Source organism: Oxalobacteraceae bacterium OTU3CINTB1, from assembly GCA_024123955.1.
Taxonomy (GTDB): domain Bacteria; phylum Pseudomonadota; class Gammaproteobacteria; order Burkholderiales; family Burkholderiaceae_D; genus Rugamonas.
In genome coordinates, this window is the sequence record CP099652.1 from 5882473 (window position 1) to 5903988 (window position 21516).

At 64.0% G+C, this 21516-nt stretch carries 21 protein-coding genes; 11 read left to right on the forward strand and 10 right to left on the reverse strand.

The annotated features are described in order from the left end of the window. Window positions 1-55 precede the first annotated feature (55 nt). The 6 genes from NHH73_25420 to NHH73_25445 all read right to left on the reverse strand — a co-directional run bounded on the left by NHH73_25420 (window position 56) and on the right by NHH73_25445 (window position 8098). Window positions 56-3181: a transglycosylase domain-containing protein gene (locus NHH73_25420; GenBank protein ID USX29706.1), complete on the reverse strand. Its 3126-nt coding sequence runs from the start codon at window positions 3179-3181 to the stop codon at window positions 56-58. 434 nt (window positions 3182-3615) lie between these two features. Beyond that, window positions 3616-4401 carry a molybdopterin-binding protein gene (locus NHH73_25425; protein ID USX25876.1) on the reverse strand — a complete coding sequence of 262 codons (786 nt, stop codon included), beginning with the start codon at window positions 4399-4401 and terminating at the stop codon, window positions 3616-3618. Window positions 4402-4425: 24 nt separating this feature from the next. After that, entirely contained in the window at window positions 4426-5256 is an 831-nt protein-coding gene (locus tag NHH73_25430; protein ID USX29707.1) for an EI24 domain-containing protein, read from the reverse strand. A gap of 11 nt (window positions 5257-5267) precedes the next feature. Continuing rightward, window positions 5268-6263 carry a sterol desaturase family protein gene (locus tag NHH73_25435; protein USX25877.1) on the reverse strand — a complete coding sequence of 332 codons (996 nt, stop codon included), beginning with the start codon at window positions 6261-6263 and terminating at the stop codon, window positions 5268-5270. Next, entirely contained in the window at window positions 6264-7052 is a 789-nt protein-coding gene (locus NHH73_25440; protein USX25878.1) for a polysaccharide deacetylase family protein, read from the reverse strand. A 77-nt stretch (window positions 7053-7129) separates the two neighbouring features. Beyond that, window positions 7130-8098 carry a beta-propeller fold lactonase family protein gene (locus tag NHH73_25445; protein ID USX25879.1) on the reverse strand — a complete coding sequence of 323 codons (969 nt, stop codon included), beginning with the start codon at window positions 8096-8098 and terminating at the stop codon, window positions 7130-7132. Window positions 8099-8261: 163 nt separating this feature from the next. Here NHH73_25445 and NHH73_25450 point away from each other — a divergent pair, with 163 nt between their 5' ends. Further along, a complete protein-coding gene (locus tag NHH73_25450; GenBank protein USX25880.1) occupies window positions 8262-8618 on the forward strand; it encodes an FKBP-type peptidyl-prolyl cis-trans isomerase in 357 nt (118 codons plus the stop codon). 20 nt (window positions 8619-8638) lie between these two features. On the opposite strand, the gene NHH73_25455 is transcribed toward NHH73_25450, so the two are convergent. Further along, a complete protein-coding gene (locus NHH73_25455; GenBank protein USX25881.1) occupies window positions 8639-9400 on the reverse strand; it encodes a hypothetical protein in 762 nt (253 codons plus the stop codon). A 203-nt stretch (window positions 9401-9603) separates the two neighbouring features. Here NHH73_25455 and NHH73_25460 point away from each other — a divergent pair, with 203 nt between their 5' ends. Both NHH73_25460 and NHH73_25465 read left to right on the forward strand, forming a co-directional pair. After that, window positions 9604-9891, forward strand: coding sequence for an HU family DNA-binding protein (locus NHH73_25460; protein USX25882.1), 288 nt, complete (start codon window positions 9604-9606; stop codon window positions 9889-9891). Window positions 9892-10084: 193 nt separating this feature from the next. After that, the gene (locus NHH73_25465) at window positions 10085-10336 is read left to right on the forward strand and encodes an acyl-CoA-binding protein (protein ID USX25883.1); all 252 of its coding nucleotides are present in this window, start codon (window positions 10085-10087) and stop codon (window positions 10334-10336) included. 44 nt (window positions 10337-10380) lie between these two features. Here NHH73_25465 and NHH73_25470 read toward each other — a convergent pair whose 3' ends face one another. Further along, on the reverse strand, window positions 10381-10662 hold the full coding sequence (locus NHH73_25470) for a polyhydroxyalkanoic acid system family protein (GenBank protein USX25884.1): 282 nt from the start codon (window positions 10660-10662) through the stop codon (window positions 10381-10383). Window positions 10663-10878: 216 nt separating this feature from the next. Here NHH73_25470 and NHH73_25475 point away from each other — a divergent pair, with 216 nt between their 5' ends. From NHH73_25475 to NHH73_25510, 8 genes are all read left to right on the forward strand, one after another. Then, a complete protein-coding gene (locus NHH73_25475; GenBank protein ID USX25885.1) occupies window positions 10879-11202 on the forward strand; it encodes a ferredoxin family protein in 324 nt (107 codons plus the stop codon). A 113-nt stretch (window positions 11203-11315) separates the two neighbouring features. Next, window positions 11316-12380, forward strand: a complete 1065-nt coding sequence (locus NHH73_25480; GenBank protein USX25886.1) for an NAD(P)/FAD-dependent oxidoreductase — start codon at window positions 11316-11318, stop codon at window positions 12378-12380. A gap of 259 nt (window positions 12381-12639) precedes the next feature. Beyond that, window positions 12640-13875 carry a polyhydroxyalkanoate depolymerase gene (gene phaZ / locus NHH73_25485; GenBank protein USX25887.1) on the forward strand — a complete coding sequence of 412 codons (1236 nt, stop codon included), beginning with the start codon at window positions 12640-12642 and terminating at the stop codon, window positions 13873-13875. Between the two features lie 242 nt (window positions 13876-14117). Further along, window positions 14118-14546, forward strand: coding sequence for a MarR family winged helix-turn-helix transcriptional regulator (locus tag NHH73_25490; GenBank protein USX25888.1), 429 nt, complete (start codon window positions 14118-14120; stop codon window positions 14544-14546). Beyond that, window positions 14539-16302, forward strand: coding sequence for a chloride channel protein (locus tag NHH73_25495; protein ID USX25889.1), 1764 nt, complete (start codon window positions 14539-14541; stop codon window positions 16300-16302). Before NHH73_25490 ends, NHH73_25495 begins: the two co-directional genes overlap by 8 nt. A 34-nt stretch (window positions 16303-16336) precedes the next feature. After that, window positions 16337-17089, forward strand: coding sequence for an electron transport complex subunit RsxB (gene rsxB / locus NHH73_25500; protein USX25890.1), 753 nt, complete (start codon window positions 16337-16339; stop codon window positions 17087-17089). Continuing rightward, window positions 17086-17733, forward strand: coding sequence for an endonuclease III (gene nth / locus NHH73_25505; protein USX25891.1), 648 nt, complete (start codon window positions 17086-17088; stop codon window positions 17731-17733). Before rsxB ends, nth begins: the two co-directional genes overlap by 4 nt. A 71-nt stretch (window positions 17734-17804) precedes the next feature. Further along, a complete protein-coding gene (locus tag NHH73_25510; GenBank protein ID USX25892.1) occupies window positions 17805-18965 on the forward strand; it encodes a beta-lactamase in 1161 nt (386 codons plus the stop codon). Window positions 18966-19008: 43 nt separating this feature from the next. Here NHH73_25510 and proB read toward each other — a convergent pair whose 3' ends face one another. Beyond that, window positions 19009-20127, reverse strand: coding sequence for a glutamate 5-kinase (proB, locus tag NHH73_25515; protein ID USX25893.1), 1119 nt, complete (start codon window positions 20125-20127; stop codon window positions 19009-19011). 241 nt (window positions 20128-20368) lie between these two features. Next, entirely contained in the window at window positions 20369-21478 is a 1110-nt protein-coding gene (gene obgE / locus NHH73_25520) for a GTPase ObgE (protein USX25894.1), read from the reverse strand. Window positions 21479-21516 lie beyond the last annotated feature (38 nt).

Consider the following 21516-nt stretch of genomic DNA (forward strand, 5'->3'; position numbering starts at 1 on the left):
GGGGAATACGGGCTCATCCAAGGGAACACGTGTCAAGCACGTGTTCCCTTATTGACTAGCCGCCGCAGGCTTGCAACTGAACGGCTGTCGCGGCGTTGGCCGGCACGCCACCCGTCTTGACCACCACCGGCGGCGGCAACGCGCCCGGCTTGGCCACCGGATTCGGCTCGATCAGCGGCATCAAGCTTGGCGCCAGCACCACCAGCAACTGCACCGGCAACGCGCTGGTGAAATCGTAATTCTTCGATTCCGGCCCGTGCACGTATGCCGTCATGCTGCCGAAGAAGCGCTCGCCGATATTGAACACGAACGTCGCCGAGCGGTTCACATAGCGCGATTCGATCAAGCGCCCGCCGCCGCCATACACATCGAAACGCTGGTCGCCGGTACCGGTCTTGCCGCCGACCGGCAGCACCGTGCCGTCCGACTGCACGAACGCCATGCGCGCCCGCTTGGCCGTGCCGTCCGACACCACGCCACGGATCGCGTCGGCGACCACGCGCGCCACTTCCGGCGACAGCACTTGTTCGTTGGTGGTGGCAGGGGCCTTGGTGACCACGGTCTCATACGGCGTGCCCTTGGCGAAGTGCAGCGACGAGATGCGCTGGCTGCTCTTGCGCACGCCGCCGTTGACGATAATGCCCATCATCTCGGCCAGCGCGGCGGGCCGGTCGGCAGACGCGCCCAAGGTCGTCGCATACGACGGCACCAGCGATTCGAACGGATAGCCCATCTTCTTCCACTGCTTGTGGATTTCCATGAAGCCTTCGACCTCGATCAGGCCGGCGATGCGGCGGTCCTGCGCGTGCTTGCGGTGCGTCTTGAACAACCACGAATAGACTTCCTGGCGTTCCTTCTCGCTGGCCGCCGTCATCTGCGACAAGGTCGCGCCCGGATGCGTGCGCATATACGCCGCCATCCACAGCTCCAGCGGGTGGATGCTGGCCAGGTAGCCGCGGTCCGGCAGCGACCACTTGTCGATCGCGTACTGGTCGTACAGCTTCTCGACGCGCTCGTCCGACACCTCGTTCTGCGACGGCAGGTACTCGTGCAGGAAGTCGCCGAACTGCTTGACGGTCGCGCCCGGATACACGGTGCGGTGGATCACCGCCAGCCGGGTCGGCGTGCTGCGGATGTTGGCCAGCAGGATCTTGTCCAGGTCGGCCGCCGGCTTGCCCTTGTACTTGGCGTAGAAGCGGTTCAGGAACTCCTTGCCCTCCTTGTCGGCGAAGCGCGCCAGATAGACGGCCCGGCGCGGATCGTCGGCGTCGGCCAGCAGCGAGGCCGACGAGCCCGGCGTCTGGAACATGTAGAACTTGGCCACGTCGCGCATCAGGCGCACGAACACCAGGTTGGTTGAGCGGCGCAGCGCCTCGGTCACGGTCAGGATCCTGCCGTTGTCTTCCTTGGAGAAGTTGCCGAAGTAATGCAGGCCGCCGCCGGTGAAGAAGCCCTCGCCCGGATTGCCCGAGTATTTGCGCTCCATGGCCGCGTTGAGCATCGGGGTGATCTCGCGCCCGGCGCTGCCGACCGGAAGCGCCGTCAGGTACTCGATCGCCCAGCGCGACAGCTTGTCCTGCGGATCGACCGGGATCATGCTCAGCGTTTCGGCGTTCATGCCCTTGTACTTCTTGTTGAGCTGGTCGACGATGTCCAGGTAGGACACCAGGGTGCGCAGCTTGGCGGTCGAACCCAGGTCGAGCTTGGCGCCCTCGTTGATGTCGAGCGGCTGGTCGTAGTTGTCGGTCTGCAGGCGCAGCAGGTTGTTGTCCTTGCCCTTCTCCAGCAAGGTGAAGCTGTACACCACGTTGGCCGGATCGCCGTTGCCCAGCATGCCCTTGCCGGTCAGGCCGGCGGCGGCGGCGCGCTCGGGGTCGCGCAGGTCGCGCAGCACCTGCGTGACCGCCTTCTGCGCCTGCGCGTCGAGCGTGCTGACCACGTTCAGGTCCAGGCGGTCGAGGTTGTACATGCGATTGTCGCCCAGCAGGTTGGCCAGGTGGTTGCGGATCGCGTTCGAGGCCTTGCGCGTGACAAAGGTCATCTCCGGCGCCGCCTGCAGGCCGTTGCCCTTGGCCGGATGCAGCGGCTGCTTGAGCGCGACGTCGCGCATCGCGGCCGTGATGATTCCTTCCTGCGCCAATACGCGCAGGTGGCTGTCGGCCAGCACTTCGAGGTCGTCGGCGCCGTCGCCCAGGTAGTGGCTCGGACGGCGCTGCGCGATCATCAGGCTGAGCGCTTCCTTGAAGACCAGCGCGGTCTCCGGATCGGGATTGTCGAGATTGCCGCTGAGGCGGCGGTTGACGTCGGCGAACTCGCGGCCGTACCACACCCACATGCCGTCGCCGATGCCGTTGACCTCGCCGTAGCCGGGCTTGGCCGACAGCGGCACCGTGTTCAGGTAATCGATGACGATGCGGCGCCGCGCCTTGGTCGTGTCCGGACCGTCCTGGTAGGAGCGCAGGCTGGCCGAGACCATCTGCTGCAGCTTGTCCTTCATCGAGCCGGTGCGGCCCTCGGGCGAGTGGCGGTATTTCTCGATCTGCGTGGCCAGGGTGCTGCCGCCGGCCGCGCGATGGCCGCCGGCCACCGCGTTGACGCTTTTCTCGATGACGGCCTTGCCCAGGCGGTCCCATTCGACGGCGGGGTTGCGTTTCGGGTATTTGTTGTCGAGCAGTTCGCGGTTTTCGATGAACAGCAGGCTGTAGATCAGCGCCATCGGCGCCTGCTCGAACTTGTTGTAGATGCGTTCCGGGTAGCTGGCCGCGAACAGTTCCTGCGCGCGGCAGTCGTAGATCGTCAGGCCGGTCTTCGTCTTCTCGTGATACGTGGCGAAGATGCCCATGTCGGCCAGTTCCGCCATCTTCGGCGAAATGCGGGCTTGCGCGCTGACCTGGTAGTCGCGCGTGCGCAGCTTGGCCAGGTAGTCGGGCAGGCTGGCGTAGCCGAGCCGCTCGTCGTACGGGCTGTCGTGCGGGAAGCGGATCGCATTGCTCGGCCCCGGCTGCACCTTGTACGTCATCTTGCCGGCCAGGTCGGTGAAAATGCGCGCCTGCACGGTCGAGGTGCGGCTCTCGTGCACGCCCCACCACACCGCGAACGAGGCGCCCACCAGCAGCACCACGATCAGGGCGTTGCGCGAACGCTTGCTCTTGGTTGGCTCGCCAGGCGGCGGCGCGTCCATCTGCGCTTGCGCCAAATGCGCCTCGCTTTCTTCGGGGTTAAGGGGTGGCACGAAATGCAGATGCCGGGTGCGACGATAGCCTAGTGCTGCCGCGCCTGCGCGCAACTTGCGCACTGCTTTGACGAGGGGCCGGCGGAAACGACGATTGCTTAACATATGATTCAAACCGGTCAGCTGTTTCAGTAAAACCTACTAGCCACCATTGCACCACATCGGCACGGTGGCAACCGGTGATGACGCACAATAATTTGCAACCGTAGTTTATTTTTCGCAAAAAAACAACGGCGTTTCTCCCCTATGGAGGAACGCCGTGAATGGATGTGACCGCTAAGTGACAAGCGCGTGACAGCGGGGCACCGTCGGGCCGCCGCCGAGGCCGATGTCGAAGCGCTATCGAGCGATAGCGGCGCGACATCACCCGATACCGGGGCGCATTAAGTGTTGTTGAACTCCACGTGGAGCTTCTTCAATTCCGCGCACATGTGCTCGAACGCGGTGAGCGTCTGCGCCGGCTCGCCCTTGACGCCGAGCTCGATGTGGCGGCGGGTGTTGGCGTCGCCCACGCTCGGCAGGCTGAACACCTTCACGCGCGGATACAGCGCCTCGATCTCCACCATCAGCGGCGTCAGCGCAGATTCGGCCGTCTCGTACACCAGCACCGACTGCTCCAGGTGCGGCTCGCGGTTGAACAGGTCGGCGTAGTGGTGGTCGAGCACCCACTCGATCATCGGCCAGGCCATCACCGGGAAGCCCGGCACGAAGTAATGCTTGTGCAGCGCGAAGCCGGCGATGTTGTTGTAGGGATTGGGGATCAGCGCCGCGCCCTGCGCGAACTCGGCCATCTTGAGGCGGTGCAGGTTCTCGGCCGAATTGAGGTCGACGGCGTGGCCGGCCTCCTGCCCCATCTGCACGATGCGCTGCTGGATGTTGGCCTTGCCCTGCTCGTGCAACACCAGCGGCAGGCCCAGCGCGTCGGCGGCGGCCAGGCGGGTGTGGTCGTCCGGCGTGGCGCCGATGCCGCCGCAGCAAAACACGATGTCGTCGCTGGCGAAGGTGCGCTTGAGCGTGGCCGTGATGCGGGCCGGATCGTCGGCCAGGATTTCCGCCCACGCCAGTTGCAGGCCGCGCGCGGCCAGCATTTGCACCACTTTCGGGAAATGCTGGTCGACGCGCCTGCCGGACAGGATTTCGTCGCCGATGATGATGAGTCCGATCGCCATATTGGTTCCGCTTTCTTAGTTATCTCAAAATTCCGCCGGCGGCGGCGCGGCCTTCATGGCCTCGGCGGCGCGCAGGCGCGCCAGCGCTTCAAGGCAATAATAGGCGAACCACAACGCGGTGAAGATAAACACCAGCACATACAGCCAGATCGACGCGGCTGCCAGGAAGGGGAAGAATACCACCGCCATCACGCCGCCCAGCCAGATCGCGCCCGGCAGCGCCCCGGCGGCGCCGGACACCACGCCGATGGCGATCAGCGGCCAGCGGTGCTCGGCCAGCAGTTGACGGCGCTCGTCGGCGCTGGCGTAGTCGGCCAGCACGTCGTAGACCATCATCCGGCTGGTCAGCCAGCCCCACAGCAGCGCCTGCACGAACACGGCCAGCGGCGGGAACACGTACAGCGGCAACGTCAGCAGCCACAGGCCGATGAAGGCGGCCATACCGCCCAGCGCCACGCCCACGCTGCCAAGCACGCTGCCGCCGTTGCGCTGCTCCAGCTGCGGATAATTGCGGGCGCCGACGTGGCGCAGGATCACCGGCATGGCGATGACGCCGATGAAGATCAGCGCCGTCAGTATCATCAACGGCAAGAGCAGCAGCATCGCTATCAACGGCACAACGACTGTTTTCAAAGCGCCAAGACCGAGCGAGCTCAGGAAGCTTCCGCTGTAGCTGAAAACGCCATACTGCGAAAATGTCGCGTGGACGAAATCGATCAGCGGCTGCAGGCCCAGATACAGCAGCACCGCCCACACGCCCACCGCCAGCAGGAACGGCGCCACGCTCATCAACAGCAGTTTGCCGTGCCATTGCGAGGCGAAGGCGCGGCCCCAGGCGCGCACCACTCCGGACAATCCGCCCGCCATCAGACGGTGTCCTTGCGCGCGTACTCGACCATGCGCTTGAGCGCCAGCCAGTGCTGCGAAAAGAAGCCGCGGCCGTATTCGCGGCCCGGCTTGACGGCGCCGCCCGGCTCCGCCTGCGGCAACTGGTCGCGGATGCCGGTGGCGACGAACTGCGGCGTGAAATTGGCGGTGCGGAAGATGATGTCCCAGATCGGCAGCAGCACGGCGAAATTGCAGCCGCCCAGGGTACCTTGGCCGTTCGATTCGTGGCCGACGCCGATCGCGTGGTGCATGCGGTGGTAGCGCGGCGACACCAGCAGCCACTCGCCGACCTTGCCGAAGTGGATGCGCACATTGGCGTGTTGCAGGCTTTGCAGGATGCGCGACACCGACACCAGCATCACGTATTGCGACGGCTCGACGCCGATGCCCAGCGCGATCACGCCCATGTAAATGTCGCGCATCATGTCGTCGAGCAGGTGGTTGCGGTTGTCGCTCCACAGGTTCATGTTTTGCTGGCTGTGGTGCAGGCCGTGCAGCGCCCACCACCAATTAAAGTGGTGCGAGGCGCGGTGGTACCAGTAATCGAAGAAATCGAGCACGACGAAGTAGACCAGGAAGGCGCCCAGCGGCGAGATGCCTGGCACCAGCGACTCTAGGTTGAACGGCTGGAAGCTCTCGAAGCGCAGCATGCCGGCCACGCTGTCGAGCAGCGGATCGAGCGTGAAGAAAACCAGTATCGGGAACAGGCCGATCCGGTGCAGCACGGTGTAGATGAAATCGTTCCAGCGGGCGCGCGGATCGTTGAACTTATGGACAGGGATCATCGACTCGAGCGGGCGCAGCACCAGGAACAGCAAGGTCAGCTCCAGCACGCCGATCAGCAGCCACTCGGTGCCCTCGAAGGCTTCCTCGATGAATTCGCCGAATCCGAGCTGGAACACCAACGGCTGGATCACCGTCTCGAACAACCAGCCCTGGGCCAGGCCCAGCCAGTCAGAAAATAGTTGGATCATTTAGTGGTGCGATGTGAAAGAAGTTTTGTACCCGGGATGCTGGCGCAGGGTGGCGAAACAAAAGCCTTTTTGCTCCAGGCCGCTGATCAAAGGTTCCAGGTTGGCCGGCGCCCAAGGCTCCTTGCGCGACCAGATGCCCATGTGCGCGACGAAGATATCGCCGTCGCGCAAATCCCTCAGCGACTTCTGCAACAATACCGCATTCGGGTAAGCCGTGCTCGACAGCTCATCGCCGGAGAAGCCGGCCGGCGCCCAGCCGACATGCGCGTAGCCGCAGGCCTTGGCCGCCGCCAGTGTGCCGGGCGAGGTGCGCCCGGCCGGCGCGCGCCAGATCGGATCGAGGTGCTTGCCGGTCAGCTCGACGAAGCGCTGGTCGACCCGCTTGATTTCCTCGCAATATTGCGCCGGCGTCAGCGTGCGGAGCTTGCCGGCCGACGCGCCGAAACCAGGTTTGACCTTGAAGCCGTCGCCGACATCCTTGACCAGCACGTCGTGATCGAAAGTGTGCGAGCCGATCGCATGGCCCTCGGCCACGCGCGCCTTCCAGTACGCCGACCACGACGGATCGAGCGAATAATCGCCGCGCACGGTTTTCTCGTTGGCGAGGAAGAAGGTTGCCTTGATGCTGTGGCGTTTGAGCGTATCGGCGATTAGTTCGGCCTGCGACTGGCTGCCGGTATCGAAGGTCAGATAAATCGTGCCTTTGCAGGCCGCCGGCGCCGCCACGGCAGGCGCCGCCGCTACCGCCAGCGCCACCAACAGCGCCCACCCCGGGGTCAAGTCTGTCATTCGGACACGGGCTGAACTACGCGATGGTTGTGTTCGTGTCCGAATGACAGACTTGACCCTCGCAGTGGGGCGTTTCATCAGCGCTGGGCGGAGTTGTTGAAGAACACGCCGTGCGGCGAGCGCCCCACCGGTATCGTCTTGACCAGCTTGCGCGTGGCCAAGTCGATGACCGCCACCTTTTTAATCCAGCGCAAGGTGACCCACATCATCTTGCCGTCGGCCGTCACTTCCATGCAGTCCGGGCCGCCCGGCACGTTGATCATGCCGACGTTTTCCAATGTCTTCTGATCAATGATGTTGATCGAATTGGAAACACGATTCGACACATACGTGTAGCGGCCGTCGCCGGCCGAACGGAAGTTGTGCGCGCCCTGCCCGGTCTTGATGCGCTTGACGGTTTTCTGCGCCTTCCAGTCGATCACCTCGACGTAGTCGCTGCCCATGATGCCCACCAGCAGATACTTGTCGTCCGGCGTCATCGCGATACCGGCCGGCAGCTTACCGACCGGCAGCGTCCACTTGACGGTCTGCGTGACCAGGTCGATCGCGCTGACCTGGTCGCTGCCCTGCTGCGTGATGAAGACCATGTTGCTGGCGGCGTTGAAGGCCATGTGGCTCGGCAGCTTCGGCAGCGGGATGCGCTTGGCCAAGGTCATGTTGGTGCCGTCGTAGCGGTACAGGTCGACGCGATCCAGCCGCAGCGAGGCCGACACGAACCACTTCTGGTCCGGCGAGAAGCCGATCTGGTAGGGGTCGAGGATGTCCTTGACGGTACGCTGGATCTGCCCGCTCTTCGGATCGAGGAAGATCAGTTCGTTGCCGACCGAGCTGGCGACGATCAGCGACTTGTTGTCCGGCGTCGCCATCAGGTGGTGCGGCTCCTTGCCGACCGGGAAAGTGGACAAGTCCTTGTAGGTTGCCTGGTCCAGCAACTGCACGGTAGCATCACGCGAGTTGAGCACAACGACAACATTGGCCTGCGCGCTGCCGATGGCAATCGCGGCGCAAACACAGGAGAAAACCAGACGGCGGACACTGCGGAGCATGAAGAAATCGCTTAGAAGGACTAAACGTTTATTTTACGTGCAAACCGGGCCGTCACAAGTTAAAACCGGACAATTATTCCTATCCGTAATGAAGCGCGGCGGCTGAACCACAACGCCCTGCTACAATTGCCGGCTGTGTTCAACGAATCTAGAAGGAATAACCATGACCACCATCACGACCGAATCGGGCCTGCAGTACATCGAACGGACCGTTGGCGAGGGCGATGAAGCCAAAGCCGGCCAGAACGTCACCGTCCATTACACCGGCTGGCTGCGCAACGACGACGGCACCAAGGGTCCGAAATTCGACTCGAGCAAAGACCGCAACGACCCGTTCGAATTCGCACTGGGCGCCGGCATGGTCATCCGCGGTTGGGATGAAGGCGTGCAAGGCATGAAGGTCGGCGGCACGCGCCAGCTGATCATTCCAGCCGAACTGGGCTACGGCTCGCGCGGCGCCGGCGGCGTGATTCCGCCAAACGCCACGTTGATCTTCGACGTCGAACTGCTGGGCGTTTAAGCGCCTGAACGTGTAAACGTTCAGCGCTGCCAGTTGCGCCGCAGGGCCTCGAGCTCTGCGCGCGTATCGAGCATGCCGCCGACGATGCGCTGGTCGATCGCCTCCAGCACCGCCGCCGGCATCTCCGTCCCCGCCATCCGGGTCGCGGTCATCTGCGCCGACGGCCGCACGCTCTGCACCATCACCGGTATCCGCCACTCCGCGCTGGCGCGGCAGGCCACCCCCACCAGATCCTGGCTCAGTCCCACCACCGTGAAGGTGCGGCAATAGCCGCCCTCGTTCGACAGAAAACTCAGCCCGACCCGCACATCGCCCTCGGACGGCGCCGCGCCGCCCATCTGCTGGCTCAGGACGGTATCGAGCCGGCCCTGCGCCACCAGCATGCCGTTGCGGCTGATGACCGTGGTGGGCGCCTTGGCCGGATCGGCCAGGAATGCGGGCTGCCAGTGCGCCAGGCCGAACTTGCCGACCGCCAGTCCCACCACCAGCACCGCGCCCAGCGCGCTCCACTCGCGCCAGCCGAGCTGCCGCCTGACCGCCTTGCGGGCCGCCTGCTGCGTGGCCACGCGCTGCGCCCGCACCGCCGCCAGCTGCACCACCTTGGCCTGCTGCGAACGCATCGCCGCGGGCTCGGCGAACACGCCGTCGCGCGCGGCGCGCAACCGCGCCACGCGGCGGGCGATGCTGCTGTCGCGCCGCATGGCGTCCTCGACGGCGTGACGGGTCGCGTCGTCCAGTTCGCCGACCATATAGGCAATCAGTGTCTCGTCCGAAAAGCTCATGTTCACGTCCCCAGTCGCACCATCATAAACCTTTTTTTCACCGAAGGCCGCGCTGTCAGGATCGCGTAAGCCCTTTATATACAAGGGTTTTATTGCGTCGCAGCGTCGCACGGCAACTACTGTAAGGCCTACTTCATACAGAAACCATTACATTTGACAATATTTATGCTAATCTGCGCGCTCTAATAACCAAGGAGGTAGTAATGAAAAAAGGCGAATTGATTGCAGAATTTGCGAAACGCACGGAGATGTCTGCTGCTGCCGCCAACGGTGCGGTGAACACTCTGATCGCGATCGTGACCGAGCGTCTGAAAAAAGGCGACACGGTTGGCATCACTGGCTTCGGCACCTTCTCCGTCGCCAAACGTGCCGCACGCAAAGGCCGCAATCCTGCAACCGGCGAAGCGATCAAGATCGCCGCGTCGAAGACCCCGAAATTCTCGGCTGGCGCAACCCTGAAGTCGGCTGTCAACCCGACCAAGAAGAAGTAATTCTTGCGCTAAGCAGGCTGTGTTCGTGCCCGCGAGGGCACCGGAAACGGCGGCGCATGGCCAGGTCCCCGACCTGCCATGGCCGCCGTTCTGTTTTGGGGAGGCCGTTTTTGAGGATGCCCTCTAGCGGCTTTCGGCGCCGCGCCGGTTATGATGTCGCACACCCACCAGCCACCATACCAAGGAGATGTAAATGAGCTTACAAGAGCAATTTGAACAAGCCCAGGCGGACTCGAAGAACCTGCCGGAACGTCCCGACAACATGACCCTGCTGAAAATCTACGCGCTGTTCAAGCAGGCGTCGGTGGGCGACGCCAGCGGCGAGCGTCCGGGTTTCACCGACATGGTCGGCCGCGCCAAGTTCGACGCCTGGGACGCGCTCAAGGGCACCAGCGCCGACGAGGCCAAGCAGCAGTACATCGACCTGATCGAAGACCTGAAATAAAGTTTGACCGACCAAAAAAAGCCCCTGACGGGGCTTTTTTGCGTTCAGACCGGCGCGAACACCTTGCGCATCTTGTCGACCACCTTGCTCTCGATCTGCGACGAGAACGCGCTGAACAGGAAACCGAGGGCGATCTGCAGCCGCGCCTGGGTCGGCTCCAGGGTCAGGCTGCCGTCGACGCCGCTGCGCTCGAAGCGCAGCACATTGCCCTCCCAGCGGCATTCCAGCTCGAATTGCTCGGCCAGTTTGTCGGCCACCTGCTGCGCCGCCGCCCGGGCCTGCTCCGGCGCAAGGTTGTGTTCCTGAACGATGTTAATGTCCGCCATGCGGCTTCCTTAATAATCAACAAAGCCGACATGATGCCAGTTGGCCCGGCGTCACGCTAGTCCGCAAGGGCGCCTGCGCATTTGCTTATATGTATTGTATATAAGCGCAATTTGTGAGAAATAGCGAATTACCTTAAAATACAGTGCTTTGCTGAGGTTAGCCGGGCCATCCCACCGCCGCCGACGCCGCTGCACACCAACATTGATAGGACTGTTATGACCCACGTTGTCACCGAATCTTGCATCAGCTGCCGTTATACGGACTGCGTCGATGTTTGCCCGGTAGATTGTTTCCGCCAAGGCCCGAACTTCCTCGCCATCGACCCGGACGAGTGCATCGACTGCGCCGTGTGCGTGGCCGAATGCCCGGTCAACGCCATTTTCGCCGAGGAAGACATCCCGAGCGACCAGCAGCAGTTCATCAAGATCAACGTCGATCTCGCGCGCCACTGGCCTTCGATCACCAAGACCATCGCGCCGCTGCCGGAAGCCGACCAGTTCAAGGACGTCAAAGAAAAACTGCACCTGCTGGTACGCTAAGACGAGTTTGTCTGGCCGGGCAGCACCGGGCAGCGTCATCCGCAGGCGCCAAAGTCGAGCGCCGCACAGCCTTGTGTTCGCCCAACCACCATTGAAATCACAGGAATATACGAATGAATAGCACTGTCACCCCTCCAGGCGTCATCGAAGCCGATGCCGTCATCATTGGCGCCGGCCCGGTCGGCCTGTTCCAGGTCTTCGAACTGGGCCTGCTGGAAATCAAAGCCCACGTCATCGATTCGCTGGGCGCGGTGGGCGGGCAGTGCGTGGAACTGTACCCGGACAAGCCGATCTACGACATCCCGGCCGTGCCGTCGTGCACCGGCCAGGAACTGACCGACAATCTGCTCAAGCAGATCGAGCCGTTCGAGCCGACCTTCCACCTGGGCCAGGAAGTGACCAAGGTCGAGCGCCGCGACGACGGCCGTTTCGACGTTGAAACCAGCGCCGGCACCCGCTTCACCACCAAGACCATCTTCATCGCCGCCGGCGTCGGCTCGTTCCAGGCGCGCACCCTGAAGGTCGACGGCATCGAGGTGTTCGAAGGCTCGCAGCTGCACTACAAGGTCAAGGACCCGGCCATCTTCGAAGGCAAGAACATCGTCATCTGCGGCGGCGGCGACTCCGCGCTGGACTGGGCGCTGAACTTCGTCGGCAAGGCCGAATCGGTCGTTTTGCTGCATCGCCGCGAAGACTTCCGCGCCGCGCCGGCATCGGTCGCCAAGATGAAAGCCCTGTGCGACGACTACGAGATGCAGCTCATCATTGGCCAGGCCACCGGTTTCGAGTCGAAAGACGACAAACTGAGCGAACTCAAGGTGACCGGCGCCGACGGCGTGACCCGCCGCGTGCCGCTCGACATGCTGCTGGTCTTCTTCGGCCTGTCGCCGAAGCTGGGTCCGATCGCCGAATGGGGCCTGGACATCGAACGCCGCCAGCTGAAGGTGCAAAACACCGAGAAGTTCGAGACCAACGTGCCGGGCATCTTCGCGGTGGGCGACATCAACACCTATCCGGGCAAGAAAAAGCTGATACTGTCGGGCTTCCACGAGGCCGCGCTGGCCGCGTTCGGCGCCGCGCCGTACATCTTCCCGGACAAAAAGATCCACATGCAGTACACCACGACGTCGCCGAAACTGCACAAAGTGCTGGGCGTGGAGACTCCCGTCTTCGATTAAGGTCGCGCAAACGCCGGTTCCGCGCCACGGAAACAACGGCAAGGCGGTGCGTAGGATAGTGTCCTACACAAAAGCAGCGGAAACGCTGCTTTTTTTATGGGTTCGGCGGTACTATTATCGGTGCAGGAGGCTGTTGCGCTAGATCATCGCGCTTTCTCCTGGGTATTTAGAAATGCTTGGCGCCACGAACAATTAATCTATAATTGGCTTATGATGAGATGTATTGGTGCACCGCACCATGCTTTGACCGGGAAGACCTATGCTCTACCAACTGCACGAAATGCAACGCACACTCCTTTCGCCCCTGATGCAATGGGCGGACGCGACGTCTAAAATCCTGACCAATCCGGTCTCGCCGCTGGCGCACACGCCGTTTTCGCAACGGATCGCCGCCGGTTACGAGCTGATGTACAGGCTCGGCAAGGACTACGAAAAGCCGGCGTTCGAGATCGACTCGACGGTCATCAACGGCGAGACCATCGGCATCATCGAACAAGTGGTGGTCAACAAAGCCTTCTGCCGCCTGATCCACTTCAAGAAAGACCTCGGCGACGAGCGCGCCAAGGCGCTGAACCAGCCGACCGTACTGCTGGTGGCGCCGCTGTCGGGCCACCACTCGACCCTGCTGCGCGACACCGTGCGCGGGCTGCTGGTCGACCACGACGTCTACATCACCGACTGGACCGACGCCCGCATGGTGCCGCTGTCGGAGGGCGCATTCCACCTGGACGACTACATCTACTATGTGCAGGACTTCATCCGCCTGCTGGGCCCGGACCTCCACGTGATCTCCGTGTGCCAGCCGACGGTGCCGGTGCTGGCGGCCATCGCGCTGATGGCCACCGACAAGGACCCCAAGTTGCCGAAGACGATGACGATGATGGGCGGCCCGATCGACCCGCGCCGCTCGCCGACGGCGGTCAACAACCTGGCCACCGAAAAGAAGTTCTCGTGGTTCGAAAACACCGTCATCTACGCGGTGCCGCCGAACTATCCGGGCTTTGGCCGCAAGGTCTATCCGGGTTTCCTGCAGCACGCCGGCTTCATCGCGATGAATCCGGGCCGCCACGCGCAAAGCCACCGCGAGTTCTACAGCCATCTGGTGGAAGGCGACGACGAGCCGGCGGAAAGCCACCGCAAGTTCTACGACGAGTACAACGCCGTGCTCGACATGCCGGCCGAATACTATCTGGACACGATCAAAACCGTGTTCCAGGAGTTCGCGCTGCCGATGGGTACGTGGGAGGTCGGCGGCAAGCTGGTGCGTCCCCAGGACATCACCACGGTCGCGCTGTTCACCGTCGAGGGCGAGCTGGACGACATCTCCGGCGCCGGCCAGACGCAAGCGGCGCACGACCTGTGCACCGGCATTCCGGCCGAGATGCAGCAGGACTACGTCGCCCCGGGCGCCGGCCACTACGGCATCTTCTCCGGCCGCCGCTGGCGCGAGATGGTCTGCCCGAAAATCACCGAGTTCATCAAAAAACACGGTTAAGCGAGCCGGCCCCGACAAGATCCCTGCCCAGCGCAGGGATTTTTTTCGCCCATTGCAGAAGTTCAACTCCGGGGTCACAACTCCGGGGTCAGGTCCACCAATTCTACACGGGCTGAACACTCGGCTGGTGATTCCCGCCTTACAGTCGGGTTCGTGTAGAAATGGCGGACCTGACCCCGGAGTGCTGCGGAAATATATCATCCTGTGATATATTTGCGCTTTTCCTTCTTTGCTATCGCTTTATGCCATCCCGCTCCCCGCCCGCGCTCGTCAAGGACGATTTCGCCGCGCTGTCCGAATTTCGTTACCAGATGCGCCGCTTCGAGCGCTTTTCCGAGGACGCCGTCCAGGCCAAGGGCATCACGCCGTTGCAGTATCTGCTGCTGCTGCACATCAAGGGCTATCCCGGCCGCGACTGGGCCACCGTCGGCGAACTGGCCGAGCGGCTGCAAGCCAAGCCGCACGGCGTGGTGGCGCTGGTCACCCGCTGCGAGGCCGGCGGCCTGGTCGAGCGCAGGATCAGCGACATCGACCGCCGCCGCGTCGAAGTCCACCTGCTGCCGGCCGGCGAGGCGCTGCTCGCCCAGCTGGCCGAACTGCACCGCGCCGAACTGCTGTCGCTCGACGGCGTCTTCACCATCCCCAAACTACTCCGCGACGACCATGAATAAAGACATTTACGACAGCCGCCGCGATTTCGACGGCAGCGCCAGGCTGGTGATGATCGGCGCCCTGGCCGCCGTGGTCGGCGCGCTGAGCACAGTCACGGCCGACCTGCTGCTGCACGCGATCCGCCTCTTCACCAACCTGTTTTTCTTCCAAAAGCTGTCGAGCGCCTTCACCTCGCCAGCCACCAACGCCTTGGGCGCCTGGGTGATCGCGGTGCCGGTGATCGGCGGCCTGATCATCGGCCTGATCGCCCGCTACGGCGCCGAACAGATACGCGGCCATGGCATCCCGGAGGCGATCGAGGCCATCCTGTTCAAGAACAGCACGATGTCGCCCAAGGTGGCCGTGCTCAAGCCGCTCGCCTCCGGCATCGCCATCGGCAGCGGCGGCCCGTTCGGCGCCGAGGGACCGATCATCATGATCGGCGGCGCGGTCGGCTCCTTGCTGGCACAGCACTTCCACCTGAGCGGCGCCGAGCGCAAGACCCTGCTGGTGGCCGGCGCCGTGGCCGGCATGACGGCGGTGTTCGGCACGCCGATCGCGGCCCTGCTGCTGGCGGTCGAACTGCTGTTGTTCGAACTGCGTCCGCGCAGCCTGGCGCCGGTCGCCGTCGCCTGCGCGGTGGCCGGCTTCCTGCGCCCGCTGCTGATCGAAAGCGGCCCGCTGTTCCCGCTGCACACGGCGGCGCTGCCGCCGTCGGCGCTGATCTCGTGCCTGATCGGCGGCGTGCTGTGCGGCGCGCTGGCGTGGCTGTTGTCGACCGCGCTGTACCGGGTCGAGGACGGCTTTCACAAATTGCCGCTGCATTGGATGTGGTGGCCGGCGATCGGCGGCCTGGCGGTCGGCATCGGCGGCTACCTGCAACCGCGCGCGCTGGGCGTGGGCTACGACGTCATCGCCGACCTGCTCAACAACCACTTGGCCGCCGGCGTGATCGCCAGCCTGCTGATCGTCAAGGCCGTGATCTGGCTGCTGGCGCTCGGTTCGGGCACCTCGGGCGGCGTGCTGGCACCGCTGCTGATGCTTGGCGCCGGCCTGGGCGCGCTGGTCGGCCCCTACCTGCCGGGCGGCGAGCCTGCGGTCTGGCCGCTGGTGTTCATGGCCGCGACCCTCGGCGGCATGATGCGCGCGCCGGTGATGGCGGTGGTGTTCGCCTTCGAGCTGACGCACGACGTCAACGCCCTGCTGCCGGTGCTGGCCACCGCCACGGTGGCGTATGGCTTCACGGTGATCACCATGCACCGCTCGATCCTGACCGAAAAGATCGCCCGCCGGGGCCACCACATCTACCGCGAATACGGCGTCGATCCGATGGAGCGCCACAGCGTGGCCGAGGTGATGACCCCGGCGCCGGCCAGCATCGACGCCGGCCTGACCATCGCCGCGGTGCTCGACAGCCACTTCGGCGCGTCGCAGCGCCACCGCGCCTATCCCGTCACGCGCAACGGCGCCCTGCTCGGCATGCTGGACCGCGCCGCCATCGCCAACGCGCGCGCGGACGCCGTGCGCGTCGGCGACCTGTTCGGCGTCAACCTGCCGATCTTCGCGCTGGCCGACGAAACCTGCCGCGCACTGGCCACGCGCCTGGCCGTGCACCAGCTGGAGCGCCTGCCGGTGGTCGACGACGCCGCCAGCCGCCGCCTGATCGGCATCGTCAGCCGCAGCGACTTGATCAAACCGGCGCTCAGCCTGCACGCGGAGGAGCTGACGCGGCAAACGGTGCGCCAGGTTTGGCAGCCGAAACAGCGTCCGCGATAAGGTTTTTCGGCCCGTCCGGCGCAGATATCGGATAATGGCGCTTTATCGCTTTCCCGCGCCAGTCACCGCCGTGCCCACCAATAAAACACTCGCCGACCGCATCGAAGACGTTCTGCCGCAGACGCAATGCACCAAATGCGGCTACGACGGCTGCCGTCCGTACGCCGAGGCGATCGCCGAAGGCGCGGCCGACATCAACCAATGCCCGCCCGGCGGCGCCGAGGGCATTGTGCGGCTGTCGGCCGTCACCGGCCGCAAGGTCATCCCGCTCAATCCCGTCAACGGCCTTGAGCGCCCGCGCGCAGTCGCCTACATCGACGAAACGCTGTGCATCGGCTGCACCCTGTGCATCCAGGCCTGCCCGGTGGACGCCATCGTCGGCGCGGCAAAGCTGATGCACACCATCGTACCCGAACTATGCACCGGCTGCGACTTGTGCGTCCATCCCTGCCCGGTCGACTGCATCGTCATGTATCCCGTCACCGAAAGCACCGGCTGGGCCGCGTGGAGCCAGTTCGAGGCCGACGCCGCGCGCGGGCGGCACGACTTCCGCACGCTGCGCCTCAAGCGCGAGAAGGACGAAAACGACGCCCGCCTGGCCGCCAAGGCCAACGCCAAGCTGGCGGCGGTCGAAGCGCTCGACCCGGCCACCGACGCCGACGCCGCCGAAAAGGAACGCAAGCGCGCCATCATCGCTGCCGCGATGGAACGCGCGCGCCTCAAAAAGGAGGAAGCCGCGCGAGCGGCCGCCGACGCCAAGCCCCACGACGAAAACCCGCCTGAATGAATCCAGCCAAACGCCAAGAAATGTTCGAGCGCTTCCGCGCCGCCAATCCCAGTCCCAAGACCGAACTCGACTACACAACGCCCTTCGAATTGCTGATCGCCGTGCTGCTGTCGGCGCAGTCCACCGACGTCGGCGTCAACAAGGCTACCCGCAAGCTGTACCCGGTGGCGAACACGCCGGCCAAGATTCTGGCATTGGGCGAGGAGGAGCTGAAATCCTATATCCAGACCATCGGGCTGTACAAGACCAAGGCCAGGAACGTCATCGCCACCTGCAAGATCCTGCTGGAGCAGCACGGCGGCGAAGTGCCGAATGACCGCGCATCGCTGGAGGCCTTGCCGGGCGTGGGCCGCAAGACCGCCAACGTGGTGATGAACACCGCGTTCGGCGAACTGACGATGGCGGTGGACACGCACATCTTCCGCGTCTCGAACCGCACAGGCCTGGCGCCGGGGAAGAACGTCGACATCGTCGAGCAGAAGCTGTTGCGCTTCGTGCCGAAAGAGTTTTTGCAGGACGCGCACCACTGGCTGATCCTGCACGGGCGCTACACCTGCAAGGCGCGCAAGCCGGAGTGCTGGAACTGCATCCAGCAAGACCTGTGCGACTACCGCCAGAAGACCCCGATGCCGGACGGCTTGTAACGACCGGGCTTGACGCGATTGCGACACGTGTCGCACAATGGCGTCATCCGTCGCTCACAAAAGGAATTCGCGTGCCCATCCCGTCCAAACTCCGCGCCACATTTGCCGCGGCAGCGCTCTGCGCCTGCCTCCCCGCGCCGACCCACGCCGCCGATGACGCAGTCAGGCTGCGCGCCATCGTCGATCGGGCGATCCGTCCCGTCGTCGCCGAATACGACCTGCCCGGCGTGGCGGTGGCCGTCACCATCGGCGGCCAGGCCAGCTTCTTCAACTACGGCATGGCTTCGCGCGAGCAGCGCACGCCGGTCACCGAACACACCCTGTTCGAGTTAGGCTCGATCAGCAAGACCTTCGCCGCCACGCTGGCCTCGTACGCTGTGGCGACGGGCAAGCTCTCGCTCGACGACCACCCCGGCAAATACCTGCCCGCGCTGAAGGGCGCCGCTATCGACAAGGCCAGCGTGCTCCATCTCGGCACCTACACGGCGGGCGGCCTGCCGCTGCAGTTCCCCGACGACGTGCCGGACGACGGCATGCTCGCCTATTTCAAGCAATGGAAAGCCAACGCGGCGCCGGGCACGCAGCGCCGCTATTCGAATCCCAGCCTTGGGCTGTTCGGTCATGTGGCCGCGCTATCGATGGGAACCGGTTACGCCGACGCGATGGAGGGCCGAATCCTGCCGGGCCTGGGCTTGAAGCACAGCTACGTGCGCGTGCCGGCCGGCGCGATGGACGATTACGCCTGGGGCTACAGCGAAGCGAACAAACCGGGCCGCATGAACCCGGGACCGCTCGCGGCGGAAACCTACGGCATACGCTCGTCGGCGGCGGACATGATCCTCTACCTGCAGGCGAACATCGACCCGGGCGGACTGGACACACCGCTGCGGCGCGCCATCGAGGGCACGCATCTCGGCTACTTCAAGATCGATGGCATGGTGCAGGGCCTGGGATGGGAACAGTATCCGTATCCGGTTTCGCTGAAGGACCTGCAAGCCGGGAACTCGCAAACGATGATTTGGGAGGCGAATCCGGCGCGGGCGCTGGTGCCGCCGCAAACGCCGGCGCCGGCGACGCTGTTCAACAAAACCGGTTCGACATCGAACTTCGGCGCCTACGCGGCGTTCGTGCCGGCGAAGAAGATCGGCATCGTCATCCTCGCCAACAAAAACTATCCAATACCGGCGCGCGTCAAGGCCGCGCACGAGATCCTCGAAAAGCTGGCGCCTTAGGCAACTGGTGTGAATGGGCGGGCCATGTCCGCCAATTCAGGCGTCAAACCAGCACCAGGTTATCCCGGTGCACCAGCTCGCGGCCCTCGACAAAACCGAGAATGGACTCGATCTCGCTCGACGGCTTGCGCATGATGCGCCGCGTCTCCGCGCTGGTGTAATTGGACAGTCCGCGCGCCACCGGCAACCCGCTCTCGTTCACGCACGTGATCACCGCGCCGCGTCCGAACTCCCCCTTCACCTCGACCACGCCGATCGGCAGCAGCGACTTGCCCTCGCCGGTCAGCTTCTGCACCGCGCCGGCGTCGAGCACCACCTGCCCCGCCGTGTGCAGGTGATCGGCCATCCACTGCTTGCGCGCCGTCAGATGCCCAGTCTGCGCCGCCAGCTCGGTGCCGATCGATTCGCCACCGGCCAGGCGCTCCAGCACATTATCCTCGCGCCCATAAGCGATCACCGTATGCGCGCCCGACTTGGCGGCCCGCTTGGCCGCCAGGATCTTGGTCAGCATCCCGCCGCGTCCCAAACTGCTGCCTGCGCCGCCGGCCATCGCCTCCAGCGCCGGGTCGCCCGCGCGGCCCTGCTGGATCAGCACCGCCGCCGGGTCCTTGCGCGGATCGGCGCTGTACAACCCCTTCTGGTCGGTCAGGATGATCAGCGCATCGGCCTCGATCAGGTTCGCCACCAGCGCGCCCAACGTATCGTTGTCGCCGAATTTGATTTCGTCGGTGACGACCGTGTCGTTCTCGTTGATGATCGGGACCACGCCGAGGCGCAGCAAGGTGGTCAAGGTCGACCGCGCGTTCAGATAGCGTTCGCGGTCGGCCAGGTCGGCGTGCGTGAGCAGCACCTGCGCGGTGCGCAGCTGGTGCGCGCGGAAGCTGGTTTCGTAGATTTGCGCGAGCCCCATCTGGCCGACGGCGGCGCAGGCCTGCAGTTCGTGGATATCGGTGGGCCGCTGCTCGAAGCCCAAACGCAGCATGCCCTCGGCGATGGCGCCGGAACTGACCAGCACCACCTGCTTGCCCATGCCGCGCAAGGCGGCGATCTGCGCGGCCCAGCGCGCGATGGCGGCGTGATCGAGGCCGCGGCCGTCGTTGGTGACTAAAGACGATCCTACCTTGATGATGATGCGCGTAGCTTTTTGTATGACGGAATTCATGGGTGCGACAGTCTCTTAACAGTCTTGTTACCTGCGGGACGTGAGTCCGGATCCCCGGCGCGAGCCAGGACGTACATTGCTGTTTTGCTGTGAAGTGCCGGGTGGATGACCCGTTTTTGCCGAAGCAGACGCCCGTCCCGGGGTGCGGGACGGCGCTGTTGTGGAAAGCATAAGCAGCGAATAGCTGATTATGCCGGTGATGCGGATTTTTATCGAGGACTAGTCGAGCTTAATCAGGAACTTAATCGAGAATTTTGAAACGGGGATCGTCCGGATCGATCGAAGAAATGCCGCGCGCTTCCTCCGTCATTTGCGTTTCTTCCGAACGTTGTTCGGAATGACGCTTCTCTTCCAGGTGCATCTGGATCGCGTTGACCAGTTCCTGGGTGCCGTCGTGGCTCAGCGCGGAGATTTCGAACACGGGACCCTTCCAGCCGAACTTCTTGACGAAATCCTTGACGGTTTTCTTGCGGTCCTCTTCCGGCACCATATCGAGCTTGTTGAGCACCAGCCAGCGCGGCTTGTCGACCAGCGACTCGTCGTACTTTTTCAGTTCGTTGACCAGGGCCTTGGCTTCCTTGACCGGATCGACGTTGGTCTCGAACGGCGCCAGGTCGACGATGTGCAGCAGCAGGCCGGTACGCTGCAGGTGGCGCAGGAACTGGTGACCCAGGCCGGCGCCTTCCGAAGCGCCTTCGATCAAGCCGGGAATGTCGGCGATCACAAAGCTCTTCTCGTGCGAGACGCGGACCACGCCCAGGTTCGGGTGCAGTGTGGTGAACGGGTAGTCGGCGATCTTCGGGCGCGCGTTGGACACGGCCGAAATAAAGGTCGACTTGCCGGCGTTCGGCATGCCCAGCAGGCCGACGTCGGCCAGCACCTTCAGTTCCAGGCGGATTTCGCGGCGTTCGCCTTCCTTGCCCTCGGTCTTTTGACGCGGTGCGCGGTTGGTCGAGGTCTTGAAGTGGATGTTGCCCCAGCCGCCCTCGCCGCCCTTGGCCAGCAGTTCCATCTGGCCGTGTTCGGTCAAATCGGCCAGGATTTCGCCGGAGGCGTCGTCGATGATCAGGGTGCCGACCGGCATGCGCAGGTGGATGTCGTCCGCGCCCTTGCCGTAGCAATCGGCGCCACGGCCGGCTTCGCCGTCTTTGCCGCGGTGCATCTTGGAGAAGCGGAAATCGACCAAGGTGTTGATGTTACGGTCCGCTACGGCCCAGATCGAGCCACCCTTGCCGCCGTCGCCGCCGTCAGGGCCGCCGAACGGGCGGAATTTTTCACGGCAAAACGAGGCACAACCATTGCCGCCGTCACCACCGATCACTTCAATTTTTGCTTCGTCGATAAACTTCATGATGTACCGCCATAAAACTAAAAAGGCTCTACCGTGGG